The following is a 14,001-nucleotide window of genomic DNA, read 5'->3' as shown; positions in this document are numbered from 1 at the left end:
AATGGCGGTGAGGCGGGGATTCGAACCCCGGATGCAGCTTTTGACCGCATACTCCCTTAGCAGGGGAGCGCCTTCAGCCTCTCGGCCACCTCACCACACAACGCCTCTTTCGAGTGCTTCGAGTAACTCGTTAAGAGCTTCTCGTCGCTGCGTGGCGCATATATTACTTTCTGGGACTTATAAGTCAAACAATTTTCCACAAGCTTTTATCGTTTGCACAAATCACAGGCAATTCGCATGTAAAACCCGCAAAGAGGGTGTTTTATAAACGGATTTTGCGCTTCTTTCTGCACTCTTCTACATGAAGAAAGATGGATTTTGCCGAAGTAAAAGCGTTGGGAGTGGTTAAAAACAGAGCGAACGAAACAAAACGGTAACTTTAAGAAGGGAGAATGACAGGAGGGTTGCGTCTCGCCAGACAGCGAGACGCGATAATATCAGTAACTGGACTGCTGGGATTTTTCAGCCTGGATACGCTGGTAGATCTCTTCACGATGAACAGAGACTTCCTTAGGGGCGTTCACACCAATACGTACCTGGTTGCCCTTCACCCCTAAAACTGTCACGGTGACCTCATCCCCAATCATGAGGGTCTCACCAACTCGACGAGTCAGAATCAGCATTCTTTGCTCCTTGAAAGATTAAAAGAGTCGGGTCTCTTGTATCCCGGCATTATCCATCATATAACGCCAAAAAGTAAGCGATGACAAACACGTAATGTGTAGGTAGTCACGGCATCACAATCTGTTAAACGTAAGTTTAGCCGATATACACAAACTCAACCTGACTTTATCATTATCGATAGCGTAGAGCGCAGTACGCCATAACGTCGTCGTTATGGCGTCTGAGTACGCTTTGTAGTTATTACAGTTTCGAACTTACCCAGCTTTCTACACTGGCTAGTGCTGCCGGGAGGGCTGCTGCGTCCGTACCGCCGGCTTGCGCCATGTCTGGACGACCACCACCTTTGCCACCCACTTGCTGGGCGACCATACCAATCAGTTCCCCTGCTTTCACACGGTCGCTCACGTCCTTAGATACGCCCGCAATCAGAGAAACCTTACCTTCCGCTACCGTTGCCAGAACGATAACCGTTGAACCGAGTTGGTTCTTCAGATCGTCGACCATGGTACGAAGCATTTTCGGCTCAACGCCCGCCAGTTCGCTGACCAGCAGCTTAACGCCTTTAATTTCAACCGCTTTGCTGGAGAGGTTTGCGCTCTCGGCAACCGCAGCCTGCTCTTTCAGCTGCTGCAGCTCTTTTTCCAGCAGACGGGTGCGTTCCATTACGCTGCGCACTTTCTCGCCCAGGTTCTGGCTGTCGCCCTTTAGCAGCTGTGCGATGTCGTGCAGCTGATCGCTCTCGGCATGCAGGCTGGCAATCGCGCCTTCACCGGTGACCGCTTCGATACGACGAACGCCTGCCGCTGTACCGGATTCGGACAGAATACGGAACAGACCGATGTCGCCCGTACGGCTGGCGTGCGTACCACCACAAAGTTCGGTGGAGAAATCACCCATACTCAGCACGCGTACACGTTCGTCATACTTCTCGCCGAACAGCGCCATTGCGCCTTTATCTTTTGCCGCGTCGAGATCCATGATGTTGGTTTCGATAGGCAGGTTACGGCGGATCTGGGCATTGACCAGATCTTCCACCGCACGGATTTCAGACGGTTTCATCGCTTCAAAATGCGAGAAGTCGAAACGCAGCACTTTGTCATTCACCAGCGAGCCTTTCTGCGCAACGTGCGTGCCCAGAACCTGGCGCAGCGCGGCGTGCATCAGGTGCGTCGCGGAGTGGTTAAGACGAATACGTGCGCGGCGCGCTTCGTCAACGATAGCCTGAACGCCCTCGCCCACTTTCAGTTCGCCGGATGCCAGGGTACCCTGGTGACCAATCGCCTGACCGTATTTTTGCGTGTCGCTGACCGCAAAGCTGAAGCCATTGCCTTTCAGCTCGCCTTTATCGCCAACCTGACCGCCAGATTCAGCGTAGAACGGGGTCTTATCCAGAACCACAACGGCAGTCTGGCCCGCGCTGATGCTGTCCACGGCTTTGCCGTCAACAAACAGGGCAGTCACTGTGCCGTTGGTTTCCAGATGCTCATAGCCTTCGAATTCGCTGCTGCCATCAACGCGGATCATCGCGTTGTAGTCGGCACCAAAACCGCTGGACTCACGCGCGCGGCGGCGCTGTTCTTCCATTGCGGCTTCGAAGCCCGCTTCGTCAACTTTGATGTTGCGCTCGCGGCAAACGTCTGCCGTCAGGTCAACTGGGAAGCCATAGGTGTCGTACAGACGGAAGGCGGTTTCGCCATCCAGGGTGTCGCCTTTAAGCTTAGACAGTTCGTCGTCCAGCAGAGTCAGACCACGCTCCAGCGTACGGGCAAACTGCTCTTCTTCGGTTTTCAGAACCTGCTCAACCTGCGCCTGCTGGCGTTTCAGCTCTTCACCGGCAGCGCCCATGACGTCAACCAGCGGACCCACCAGCTTATAGAAGAAGGTGTCTTTCGCGCCCAGCATGTTGCCGTGACGGATCGCGCGACGAATGATGCGGCGCAGCACGTAGCCACGGTTTTCATTCGATGGGATCACGCCGTCAGCGATCAGGAAGGCACAGGAGCGGATATGGTCGGCAATAACGCGCAGGGATTTGTTGCTCAGATCGGTCGCGCCAGTCACTTTGGCAACGGACTTAATCAGGGTGCTGAACAGATCGATGTCGTAGTTGGAGTTAACGTGCTGCAGTACTGCGGCAATACGCTCCAGACCCATACCGGTATCGACGGATGGCTTCGGCAGCGGCTCCATGGTGCCGTCGATCTGACGGTTGAACTGCATGAAGACGATGTTCCAGATCTCGATATAGCGGTCGCCATCTTCTTCTGCGCTACCCGGAGGGCCGCCCCAAATGTGATCGCCATGATCGTAGAAGATTTCGGTGCACGGACCGCATGGACCGGTGTCGCCCATCTGCCAGAAGTTATCAGAGGCGTAAGGTGCGCCTTTGTTGTCGCCGATACGAATAATACGTTCGCGCGGAATACCGACCTCTTTTTCCCAGATTTCATAGGCTTCATCGTCGGTTTCGTAGACGGTAACCCACAGACGCTCTTTCGGCAGGTTGAACCAGTTTTCACCGGTCAGCAGTTCCCATGCGTACTGGATTGCGTCATTTTTGAAATAGTCGCCGAAGCTGAAGTTACCCAGCATCTCGAAGAAGGTGTGGTGACGCGCGGTATAACCGACGTTTTCCAGATCGTTGTGTTTACCACCCGCACGTACGCAACGCTGGGAGGTGGTCGCGCGGGAATAATTACGCTTATCGAGACCAAGGAAAACATCCTTGAACTGGTTCATCCCGGCGTTGGTAAACAGTAAAGTTGGATCGTTGTTCGGTACCAGGGAGCTGCTGGCAACAACCTGATGTCCCTTACTATGGAAAAAATCGAGAAACGCCTGTCGGATCTCAGCGGTGCTCTTGCTCATAATTATCCTGAAATCAAGCTAACGAAATGTCACAGCGGGCCACTACACAACCTTTGTTGGACGGACCAGCTACTGGAAAAAGTGGGAATAAGATAAGTTTTCTTTAGAGGGAAGTAAAATCCCGCATGCGTTCAATCAGTAAAATTACGCCAGATCTCCTGAATATCTTCCATAAGATACCCGCGGTAGAGCAAAAAGCGCTGGATTTTAACTTTTTCTGAAAACTCACGCGGCAGCGGTTCGCCGTACTTCCGCACCGCCTGTTCCCGCGCCAGTTCACACCAGTCAATTTCGCATTCACGCATCGCCTTTTCGCTGATTTCGCGCGCGATACCTTTTTGATTTAGCTCCTGGCGGATACGTGCCGGGCCATAGCCCTTGCGGCTACGGCTGGCAATAAAGCGTGAGACGAAGCGGATATCGTCCAGATAGCCATGTTCATAGCACCAGGCGATCACCTTGTCGTAATCTTCTTCCGTCGCATCGATGGCTTCGGGTCCGTTTTTGCTCATAACGGGCGCGGAGAGTTTGCGACGAAGTTCCTGTTCGCTGTGGTCACGGACGGCAAGAATGCGTACCGCCCGATCCAGCAGGCGGTTATAGGCAGGACGACGTGCCGGGGATTCATTCATAGATAAACCTGCTGCAGTCAAAAAGCAAAAAGGCCGCATTAAGCGACCTTTTTATTACACTCGATTATCAGAAATCTTCGTTGGTTTCTTCAACGTCCTGACCATCAACCGCGAACTGCGGTTTAGAGTCCTGATTGCCCAGCAGCAGATCGCGTACTTTCTTCTCGATCTCTTTGGCTGCCGCCGGGTTCTCTTTCAGCCAGGAGATAGCATTCGCTTTACCCTGACCAATTTTGTCGCCGTTGTAGCTGTACCAGGCGCCCGCTTTCTCAATCAGCTTCTCTTTCACGCCGAGGTCAACCAGCTCACCGTAGAAGTTGATACCTTCACCATAGAGGATCTGGAATTCAGCCTGTTTAAACGGCGCAGCGATTTTGTTCTTCACAACCTTCACGCGGGTTTCGCTACCCACCACGTTCTCACCGTCTTTCACGGCACCGATACGGCGGATATCCAGACGCACAGAGGCGTAGAACTTCAGCGCGTTACCACCGGTGGTGGTTTCCGGGTTACCGAACATCACGCCAATCTTCATACGGATCTGGTTGATGAAGATCAGCAGCGTGTTGGACTGCTTCAGGTTACCGGCCAGCTTACGCATCGCCTGGCTCATCATACGTGCCGCGAGGCCCATGTGAGAGTCGCCGATTTCGCCTTCGATTTCTGCTTTCGGGGTCAGCGCTGCAACGGAGTCGACGATGATTACGTCAACGGCGCCAGAGCGTGCCAGTGCGTCACAGATTTCCAGCGCCTGCTCACCCGTATCCGGCTGGGAACACAGCAGGTTGTCGATATCCACGCCCAGCTTACGTGCGTAGACCGGGTCCAGCGCGTGCTCGGCATCGATAAAGGCACAGGTTTTACCTTCACGCTGTGCAGCAGCCACAACCTGTAAAGTCAGGGTAGTTTTACCGGAGGATTCTGGCCCGTAGATCTCTACGATACGACCCATAGGCAGGCCGCCAGCACCCAGTGCAATATCCAGAGAAAGCGAACCGGTGGAGATAGTTTCTACATCCATGGAACGATCTTCACCCAGGCGCATGATGGAACCTTTACCGAATTGCTTTTCGATCTGGCCCAGTGCTGCCGCCAACGCTTTCTGTTTGTTTTCGTCGATAGCCATTTTTTCCTCTCATGCCGGGTGAAACAACTGCGCTTCACCGTGGATTTCTGTTCTGTTGGGGCAATTATACTGTATGCTCATACAGTATCAAGTGTTTTGTAGAAATTGTTGCCAGAGCGTTTTTAACGCATATTCTGTTGCCTGACGGCGCACGCTTTCCCGGTCGCCGCTGAAGCACTCCCGGCGGGTAATCCCCTCGCCCTGCGCGGTCGCAAAGCCAAACCAGACCGTCCCGACAGGCTTTTCCGCACTGCCACCGTCCGGCCCGGCGATACCACTAACAGAAATAGCATAATCCGCACGAGCAGCACGTAACGCGCCAATCGCCATCTCGATGACCACCGGTTCACTGACCGCGCCATGTTCGATAAGCGTGGGCTCGCGAACCCCAATCATTTGCGCTTTTGCTTCATTACTGTAGGTGACAAATCCGCGTTCAAACCAGGCGGAGCTGCCCGCAATATCGGTGATGACTTTCGCCACCCAGCCGCCGGTACAGGACTCAGCCGTCGTTACCGTTGCGCCGCGCTGTTTCAGCGCCTGCCCTACCCGCTCACTGAGCTGCATCAATTCATGGTCAGTCATGTCGTTTTGGCTCCTGAAAAACATGCAGCACAAGATAGCACTTTAGTCTGTAGATATGAGGATGAGGTGGAGGTTTTACGAGGGGGCTTCAGAAAAAATAACCTGCCAATGTGCTAAAGTTTAAAAGTGAGTGGCATGAGCCACTCACTTTTTTATCCCTTAACTGAACGGGGATGACGCCCGTGCCTGGGATACCGCGAGCCCCAGCTGCCAGACCGCCATCGCATAGTGCGTGCTGTGGTTGTAGCGGGTGATGGTGTAGAAGTTTGGCAGACCGTACCAGTACTGATACCCGGTACCAATATCCAGACGCAGCAGGCTGACCTTTTGATTGCCATTCAGCGGCTGCTGTGGCGTTAACCCGGCGGCGGTAAGCTGTGCCGCGCTGTAGCTGGTTTTGAAGCCGTTCTCCAGACCCGGCGCCTGGCCGTTTGCGAGGATGGCTACCGGCTCGCCCTGCGTCCAGCCGTGGCCTTTGAAGTAGTTGGCAACGCTGCCAATCGCATCTTCAGGATCCCACAGGTTGATGTGACCGTCCCCGTTGAAATCAACCGCGTACTGCTTATAAGAGGACGGCATAAACTGGCCGTAGCCCATCGCACCGGCAAAGGAGCCTTTCAGATCCAGCGGATCGTCCTGCTCGTCGCGCGCCATCAGCAGGAAGGTCTCCAGCTCGGAGGAGAAGTACTCCGCGCGACGCGGGTAGTTAAAGGAGAGGGTCGCCAGCGCATCGAGAATGCGGGTTTTGCCCATCACCCGGCCCCAGCGGGTCTCCACGCCGATAATCCCGACGATGATCTCCGGCGGCACGCCGTAAACCTGTTGGGCGCGGGTCAGCGCATCCTGATACTGATTCCAGAACGCCACGCCGTTTTGCACGTTGTCCGGAGTAATAAACTGGTTGCGATAGCGCAGCCACGCTCCGTTCGGCCCGGCCGGGGGCTGGGTGGTCGGCGCCTGACGATCCATCAGTCGCAGCACATAGTCCAGACGTTTCGCCTGGGAGAGGATCTCCTGCAGCTGGGCTTTATTAAACCCGTGCTTGCTCACCATTTTGTCGATGAACTGTTCCGCCGCAGGGTTGTTGGCAAAGTCGCCCCCCATCTGCATCACGTTATGCTGGGGTTCCAGCAGGAAGCCGCCGGAAGGCGCTCCCGCCGTTTGCTGAACCTCTTCGGACTTCGGTTTACTACTGCAGGCAGAGAGCAGGATAAGCGCAGGGAGTAGCGCTGCGTAACGACGCTTAAACATGACACATCCATTCAACGAATTCGATAAGTGGCAAGTATGGTAAAGCATCCGGGATGCCTCAAGGAAGGGGCGCACGCGTACCCGGCAAAATCTTTACGCGCTTAAAGGCAAATTCGTTCTCTTCTGAACCATGCAACCCTCGCCTCGCCCATTATCTTTCAAAATAATCCATTTTTCTTTCATTGTGAGATCTGTTTAACACTTTAAAACCTTTCAAAGTGATTATTATTACTCCACCAGAGAGAACTCACCCTACAGGAGAAAACAATGATAGAAACCATCACCCACGGCGCCGAGTGGTTTATCGGGCTGTTTCAGAAAGGTGGCGAGGTCTTTACCAGCATGGTCACCGGCATTCTGCCGCTGCTGATCAGCCTGCTGGTGATCATGAATGCGCTAATCAACTTTATCGGCCAGCACCGGATCGAAAAGCTGGCCCAGCGCTGCGCCGGTAATCCCGTGTCCCGCTACCTGCTGCTGCCCTGCATCGGCACCTTTGTGTTCTGCAACCCCATGACCCTGAGCCTCGGACGCTTTATGCCCGAGCGCTATAAACCGAGCTACTACGCAGCGGCATCCTACAGCTGCCACTCGATGAACGGGCTGTTTCCGCACATCAACCCCGGCGAACTGTTCGTCTATCTGGGGATCGCCAGCGGCCTGACCACCCTCGGCCTGCCGCTCGGCCCGCTGGCGGTAAGCTACCTGCTGGTCGGCCTGGTAACCAACTTCTTCCGCGGCTGGGTGACCGATCTCACGACCGCCATTTTCGAAAAGAAAATGGGCATTCAGCTTGAACAGAACGTCCAGCTTAAGGGAGCCACAGCATGACCCGTATCCGGATTGAAAAAGGCGTTGGGGGCTGGGGCGGCCCGCTGGAGCTCGACGCCAGCGGCGAGAAAAAGATCGTCTATATCACTGCGGGCACCCGCCCGGCTATTGTCGACAAGCTGCGCGAACTCACCGGCTGGGAAGCGGTGGACGGCTTTAAGGAGGGCGAGCCGCCGGAAGCGGAGATCGGCGTGGCGGTGATCGACTGCGGCGGCACCCTGCGCTGTGGCATCTACCCGAAACGGCGCATTCCCACCGTCAATATTCATTCGACGGGCAAATCCGGCCCGCTGGCGCAGCATATCCTGGAGGACATTTACGTCTCTGGGGTTAAGGAAGAGAACATCACGCTGATAGACGGCACCGCTGCGGCGAAAAAGAGCGCGCCGCGCGAATACGACACCAGCAAGAAGATCACCGAGCAGAGCGACGGCCTGCTGGCAAAAGTAGGCATGGGGATGGGCTCCGCGGTTGCCGTGCTGTTCCAGTCCGGGCGCGACACCATCGATACGGTGCTGAAAACCATCCTGCCGTTCATGGCCTTCGTTTCGGCGCTGATCGGCATCATCATGGCTTCCGGCCTTGGGGACTGGATCGCCCACGGCCTGGCCCCGCTGGCCAGCCATCCACTCGGGCTGGTGACCCTGGCGCTGATCTGCTCCTTCCCGCTGCTGTCGCCGTTCCTCGGCCCCGGCGCGGTCATCGCCCAGGTGATTGGCGTGCTGATTGGCGTGCAGATCGGGCTCGGCAATATTCCCCCGCACCTCGCCCTGCCCGCGCTGTTTGCCATTAACGCCCAGGCCGCCTGCGATTTTATCCCGGTGGGACTGTCGCTGGCCGAAGCGCGCCAGGACACCGTCCGCGTCGGCGTGCCTTCGGTGCTGGTGAGCCGCTTCCTGACCGGCGCGCCAACGGTGCTGATTGCCTGGTTCGTCTCCGGCTTTATTTATCAATAAGAGGTTTATGTGATGAGCGTGATTTACCAGACCACCATTACCCGTATCGGCCAGAGCGCCCCGGATGCGCTCTGCGACCAGATGCTGATTACCTTCCGTGAAGGGGCCCCGGCAGATATCGAAGAGTTTTGCTTTATCCATTGCCACGGCGAGATGAACGGCGAACTGAAGGCCGGCAGCCATCTGGAGCTGGGTGAGACGCGCTATGCCGTGACCGCCGTCGGCGACGTGGCCGGACAGAACCTGCGCGAGCTGGGCCACATCACCCTGCGTTTTGACGGCCAGCCGCAGGCGGAATATCCCGGCACGGTTCACGTGAATGGCCCGGTTCCGCAGGCTGTTACCCCAGGCTGCACATTAAAGTTTGTTGCGTAATTAAGGAGAGAAATATGAGTCAGGTTGCCGTTGTCATTGGTGGAGGACAAACCTTAGGCGAGTTCCTCTGCCGTGGGCTTGCCGCAGAAGGTTACCGCGTGGCGGTTGTCGATATTCAGAGTGAAAAAGCCGCCCGCGTGGCGGACGCCATCAACACCGAGTTCGGTCAGGGGATGGCCTGGGGCTTTGGCGCTGATGCCACCAGCGAGCAGAGCGTGCTGGCCCTCGCCCGCGGCGTGGACGAGATTTTTGGTCGCACCGACCTGCTGGTCTACAGCGCCGGGATCGCCAAAGCGGCGTTTATCAGCGACGTGGCGCTGGGGGATTTCGACCGCTCGTTGCAGGTGAACCTGGTGGGCTATTTCCTCTGCGCCCGGGAGTTCTCGCGCCTGATGATCCGCGACGGCATTGCCGGGCGCATCATTCAGATCAACTCCAAATCCGGCAAAGTGGGCAGCAAGCACAACTCCGGCTACAGCGCGGCTAAGTTCGGCGGTGTGGGGCTGACGCAGTCCCTGGCGCTGGATCTGGCGGAGTACGGCATCACCGTGCATTCGCTGATGCTCGGCAACCTGCTGAAATCGCCGATGTTCCAGTCCCTGCTGCCGCAGTACGCGACCAAACTGGGCATTCATGAGGATCAGGTGGAGCAGTATTACATCGATAAGGTGCCGCTGAAGCGCGGGTGCGACTACCAGGACGTGTTGAATATGCTGCTGTTTTACGCCAGCCCGAAAGCATCTTATTGCACCGGGCAGTCGATAAATGTCACCGGCGGGCAGGTGATGTTCTGATTGTGCATAAACGCCCGGTGGCGCTTCGCTTACCGGGCCTGGAGAAGCCAACCGTAGGCCGGGTAAGGCGCAGCCGCCACCCGGCAATTCCACAGGAGCTACACATGGTCACTACTCTGATTACCGTCGCCGTTATCGCCTGGCTCGGCCAGCTGGCACTCGGCGGCTGGCAAATCCACCGCTTTAACCGCGCGTTTGACGCGCTGTGCCAGCGTGGTGGCGTGGGCGTCGGGCGTTCCGGCGGACGCTTCAAACCCCGGGTGATCGTCGCCATCGCGCTGGATGAAAACAACAACGTCTGCGACTCCCTGATCATGCGCGGGATGACGGTCTTTGCCCGTCCGACTAAAATCCAGGCAATCAACGGCATGTCGTGGCAGGAATTAGAGCCCGATGTGATCTTTCCCAATGATTCACTCTGCCAGGATGCACTATCATTAGCGCTTAAATTGAAACATGGATAATTTCGTTGTGAACGTTATAAGCTTGCGAAATTATCATTTCGCAACCTGAGGAATTCAACGCCTATGAAACCCCGCCAGCGGCAGGCGGCCATACTCGACCATCTGCAAAAACAGGGAAAGTGCTCGGTTGAGGATCTGGCCCACTACTTTGACACCACCGGCACCACGATCCGCAAGGACCTGGTGATTCTGGAAAATTCCGGGGCGGTGATCCGCACCTATGGCGGCGTGGTGCTGAATAAAGACGAGGCCGACCCGCCTATCGATCACAAGACGCTGATCAACACCCATCAGAAAGCGTTGATCGCCGACGCCGCGGTAAAATTTATCCACGACGGCGACTCGATTATCCTCGATGCAGGCAGTACGGTCCTGCAGATGGTGCCGATGCTGAGCCGCTTTAATAACATCACGGTAATGACCAACAGCCTGCATATCGTCAACGCCCTGTCCGAATTCGATAACGAACAGACCATCCTGATGCCCGGCGGCACCTTCCGTAAAAAATCCGCCTCGTTTCACGGCCAGCTGGCTGAAAACGCCTTCGATCATTTCAGCTTCGACCGGCTGTTTATGGGCACCGACGGCATCGATCTGAACGCGGGCGTGACGACCTTCAACGAAGTGTTCAGCGTCAGTAAAGCGATGTGCAACGCCGCCCGGGAGGTGATCCTGATGGCGGACTCGTCGAAGTTTGGCCGTAAAAGCCCGAATATTGTCTGTAGCCTGGAGAGCGTCGATAAGCTGATCACCGACGCGGGTATCGATCCGGCGTTCAAAAAAGCGCTGGAAGAGAAAGGAATCGACGTGATTGTAACCGGAGAGAGAGATGAGTGATTTTCTGTTAAACGCGGGTCGCCAGACCTTACTGCTGGAACTGCAGGAAGCCAGCCGCCTGCCGGACCGTCTGGGCGAGGAGTTCGTGCGCGCGGCCAACACCATTATTCAGTGCGAAGGGAAAGTGATTGTCTCGGGCATCGGTAAATCCGGGCATATCGGTAAGAAGATTGCCGCCACGCTGGCGAGCACCGGCACGCCGTCCTTTTTTGTTCATCCCGCTGAAGCGCTGCACGGCGATCTGGGGATGATCGAAAGCCGCGACGTGCTGCTGTTTATCTCCTACTCCGGCTCGGCAAAAGAGCTGGATCTTATCCTCCCCCGTCTGCAGGAAAAATCGGTGGCGCTGCTGGCGATGACCGGCAAATCCCGCTCGCCGCTGGCGCTGGCCGCCAAAGCCACGCTGGATATTTCGGTTGAGCGCGAAGCCTGCCCGATGCACCTCGCCCCGACCTCCAGCACCGTCAACACACTGATGATGGGCGATGCGCTGGCGATGGCGGTCATGCAGGCGCGCGGCTTTAATGAAGAAGATTTTGCCCGCTCTCACCCGGCCGGGGCGCTTGGGGCGCGTCTGCTGAATAAGGTGCATCACCTGATGCGTACCGACGAGGCCATCCCGCAGGTGAAACTCAACACCAGCGTGATGGATGCGATGCTGGAGCTGAGCCGTACCGGGCTGGGGCTGGTGGCGGTCTGCGATGACGACCAGCAGGTCAAAGGGGTCTTCACCGACGGCGACCTGCGCCGCTGGCTGGTGGGCGGCGGCAAGCTGGAGATTGCGGTCAGCAACGCTATGACCACCGGCGGCCTGACCCTGAACGCCGAAAGCCGCGCCATTGAAGCCAAAGAGCAGCTGATGAAGCGCAAGATCACCGCCGCGCCGGTAGTGGACGGCAATGGCCGCCTGTGCGGCGCCATTAACCTGCAGGATTTCTACCAGGCAGGCATTCTCTAGCCCTTCAGACCCAGACGTTTAGCCAGCCGGTGCAGGTTGGCGACGTCTGTCTCCAGCGCCCGCGCGCTCGCCGCCCAGCTGCGGCTGTTCTGATCCAGCGTCCGGGCGATCATCTGACGCTGAAATTCCTCCGTCGCTTCGCGCAGGTTCTGGTTCGCAATCACCGGCGTTTCAGTCATCGTCACGGGCGTGCTCTCATCATGCAGGGCAAAATGCCGGGCGTGGATCACCACTTCATCCCCTGCCCGCGCCGCCCGGGCCAGCACTACCGCCCGGTGAATGGCATGTTCCAGCTCGCGCACGTTTCCCGGCCAGCCGTAGCTCAGCAGATGCGCGCGGGCACCCGGGCTCAGCACCACCCGGGATAATCCCATCCGCAGCCGGCATTGCTCGCAGAAATAGCCCGCCAGCAGGACCACATCTTCGCCACGTTCGCGCAGCGGCGGCACCGAAAGCGGAAACACGCTCAGACGGTGGTACAGGTCGGCACGGAAGTTCCCGGCCAGCACCTCTTCGCGCAGATCGCGGTTGGTGGCGGCCAGCACCCGCACGTCAACCCGCAGGCTTCGGTCGTCGCCCACCCGCTGGATATCGCCATACTGCAGCACGCGCAGCAGCTTGGCCTGCAATGCCAGGGACAGCTCGCCAATCTCATCAAGGAACAGCGTGCCGTTATCGGCCATTTCAAACTTGCCGCTGCGGTTGCTGATGGCGCCGGTAAAGGCCCCTTTCACGTGACCGAACAGCTCGCTCTCCGCCACGCTCTCCGGCAGCGCGGCGCAGTTGAGATAGACCAGCGGATTTACCGCCCGGGGAGAGGCCTCGTGAATGGCTTTTGCCACCAGCTCTTTACCGGTGCCGGTTTCGCCCTCGATCAGCACGTTGAGGTCAGAGGCGGCGACGATCTCAATCTCTTTTTTCAGGCTCATCATGCCCGGCGACAGGCCGATCATCTCGGTGCTTTTCACCGGTTCAAATCCCGCCGGGCGGGTGGAGAGGCTGTTCTGGCTCTCCAGCTGTTCAATCAGCAGGGCATTATTCAGCGCCCCGGCGGCCAGGGCGGCAATCAGACGGAGCTCTTCATCGCTGAAGGTATCGAACTGGTCCGGCGACATGCCGTCGAGGGTCAGGGCACCGATCAGGTTCTGCCCGGCAAACAGCGGCAGGCCGATACAGGCGTGCACTTTCAGGCTCTCCTGGCCGGGGATCAGGCCATCGTAAGGATCGGGCAGGTCGCTGTCGGCCGGGAAACGCACCACGTCCCCGGCGCGGGCGATGGTCTCCAGCCGGGGATGGCCCTCAAGGGTAAAGCGCCGCCCCAGCACGTCCTGCGCCAGCCCGTCGATGGCCAGCGGAATAAACTGCCGCCCTTCATAGCGCAGCAGCGCCGAGGCATCGCAATCCAGCACGTGGCGCAGGGTGGAGATCAGCCGCTGAAAGCGATCCTGATGACCGATTCCGCTCTGTAATTCAATGGCGATTTTCGCCAGCACCTCTACAGAAAAACTCATTCTCGCCTCACTGTCATTTTGACAATGCATAATGTCATATTGACTGTATCAGAGATAGTCAAATTGACTACCCTTAAAGCGGTATTATTTTTAAAAGCGTTATGAATTAATGAGTTAAAAAACTGGCACGCAACCTGCAATTACCCTTACATCTTTCGTTTAATTTCGCTGTATTAAGTTGAGGTTGCT

Annotated in this window: 14 protein-coding genes and 1 tRNA gene; 7 read left to right on the top strand and 8 right to left on the bottom strand. The window is 56.9% G+C overall.

What is annotated here, in order from left to right; genetic code table 11:
• Positions 1–2 precede the first annotated feature (2 nt).
• From ACOYA6_RS16770 to mltB, 7 genes are all read right to left on the bottom strand, one after another.
• A tRNA-Ser gene (locus ACOYA6_RS16770) sits at positions 3–95 on the bottom strand.
• 342 nt (positions 96–437) lie between these two features.
• The gene (gene csrA / locus ACOYA6_RS16765) at positions 438–623 is read right to left on the bottom strand and encodes a carbon storage regulator CsrA (protein ID WP_000906486.1); all 186 of its coding nucleotides are present in this window, start codon (positions 621–623) and stop codon (positions 438–440) included.
• A 241-nt stretch (positions 624–864) separates the two neighbouring features.
• Complete coding sequence (gene alaS, locus ACOYA6_RS16760; protein ID WP_422655038.1) at positions 865–3,492, bottom strand: alanine--tRNA ligase; 2,628 nt, start codon at positions 3,490–3,492, stop codon at positions 865–867.
• Between the two features lie 131 nt (positions 3,493–3,623).
• On the bottom strand, positions 3,624–4,124 hold the full coding sequence (recX, locus tag ACOYA6_RS16755) for a recombination regulator RecX (protein ID WP_039029985.1): 501 nt from the start codon (positions 4,122–4,124) through the stop codon (positions 3,624–3,626).
• A gap of 67 nt (positions 4,125–4,191) precedes the next feature.
• On the bottom strand, positions 4,192–5,250 hold the full coding sequence (gene recA, locus ACOYA6_RS16750; RefSeq protein ID WP_039029984.1) for a recombinase RecA: 1,059 nt from the start codon (positions 5,248–5,250) through the stop codon (positions 4,192–4,194).
• 87 nt (positions 5,251–5,337) lie between these two features.
• The gene (gene pncC / locus ACOYA6_RS16745) at positions 5,338–5,835 is read right to left on the bottom strand and encodes a nicotinamide-nucleotide amidase (RefSeq protein ID WP_139563510.1); all 498 of its coding nucleotides are present in this window, start codon (positions 5,833–5,835) and stop codon (positions 5,338–5,340) included.
• A gap of 159 nt (positions 5,836–5,994) precedes the next feature.
• Complete coding sequence (mltB, locus tag ACOYA6_RS16740; protein WP_171029970.1) at positions 5,995–7,086, bottom strand: lytic murein transglycosylase B; 1,092 nt, start codon at positions 7,084–7,086, stop codon at positions 5,995–5,997.
• Between the two features lie 267 nt (positions 7,087–7,353).
• On the opposite strand from mltB, the gene srlA reads away from it, so the two are divergent.
• The 7 genes from srlA to gutQ all read left to right on the top strand — a co-directional run bounded on the left by srlA (position 7,354) and on the right by gutQ (position 12,301).
• The gene (gene srlA, locus ACOYA6_RS16735) at positions 7,354–7,917 is read left to right on the top strand and encodes a PTS glucitol/sorbitol transporter subunit IIC (protein WP_039029981.1); all 564 of its coding nucleotides are present in this window, start codon (positions 7,354–7,356) and stop codon (positions 7,915–7,917) included.
• A complete protein-coding gene (srlE, locus tag ACOYA6_RS16730) occupies positions 7,914–8,873 on the top strand; it encodes a PTS glucitol/sorbitol transporter subunit IIB (protein WP_422655037.1) in 960 nt (319 codons plus the stop codon). The genes srlA and srlE overlap by 4 nt, the downstream gene beginning before the upstream one ends.
• Positions 8,874–8,885: 12 nt before the next feature.
• Complete coding sequence (srlB, locus tag ACOYA6_RS16725; protein WP_422655036.1) at positions 8,886–9,248, top strand: PTS glucitol/sorbitol transporter subunit IIA; 363 nt, start codon at positions 8,886–8,888, stop codon at positions 9,246–9,248.
• A 14-nt stretch (positions 9,249–9,262) separates the two neighbouring features.
• Positions 9,263–10,042 carry a sorbitol-6-phosphate dehydrogenase gene (gene srlD / locus ACOYA6_RS16720; RefSeq protein WP_422655035.1) on the top strand — a complete coding sequence of 260 codons (780 nt, stop codon included), beginning with the start codon at positions 9,263–9,265 and terminating at the stop codon, positions 10,040–10,042.
• Between the two features lie 104 nt (positions 10,043–10,146).
• A complete protein-coding gene (gene gutM, locus ACOYA6_RS16715) occupies positions 10,147–10,506 on the top strand; it encodes a transcriptional regulator GutM (RefSeq protein ID WP_422655034.1) in 360 nt (119 codons plus the stop codon).
• Positions 10,507–10,569: 63 nt separating this feature from the next.
• Entirely contained in the window at positions 10,570–11,343 is a 774-nt protein-coding gene (gene srlR / locus ACOYA6_RS16710) for a glucitol operon DNA-binding transcriptional repressor SrlR (RefSeq protein WP_039029976.1), read from the top strand.
• Positions 11,336–12,301, top strand: coding sequence for an arabinose-5-phosphate isomerase GutQ (gutQ, locus tag ACOYA6_RS16705; RefSeq protein WP_422655033.1), 966 nt, complete (start codon positions 11,336–11,338; stop codon positions 12,299–12,301). Before srlR ends, gutQ begins: the two co-directional genes overlap by 8 nt.
• Here the strand turns inward: gutQ and norR are convergent.
• The gene (gene norR, locus ACOYA6_RS16700; RefSeq protein WP_039029974.1) at positions 12,298–13,812 is read right to left on the bottom strand and encodes a nitric oxide reductase transcriptional regulator NorR; all 1,515 of its coding nucleotides are present in this window, start codon (positions 13,810–13,812) and stop codon (positions 12,298–12,300) included. The genes gutQ and norR overlap by 4 nt on opposite strands.
• Between the last annotated feature and the right edge of the window lie 189 nt (positions 13,813–14,001).

The organism is Leclercia barmai (assembly GCF_049312895.1).
In the GTDB taxonomy this organism is placed as follows: Bacteria; Pseudomonadota; Gammaproteobacteria; order Enterobacterales; family Enterobacteriaceae; genus Enterobacter; species Enterobacter barmai.
This window is presented reverse-complemented; position numbering and strand designations above follow the sequence as displayed.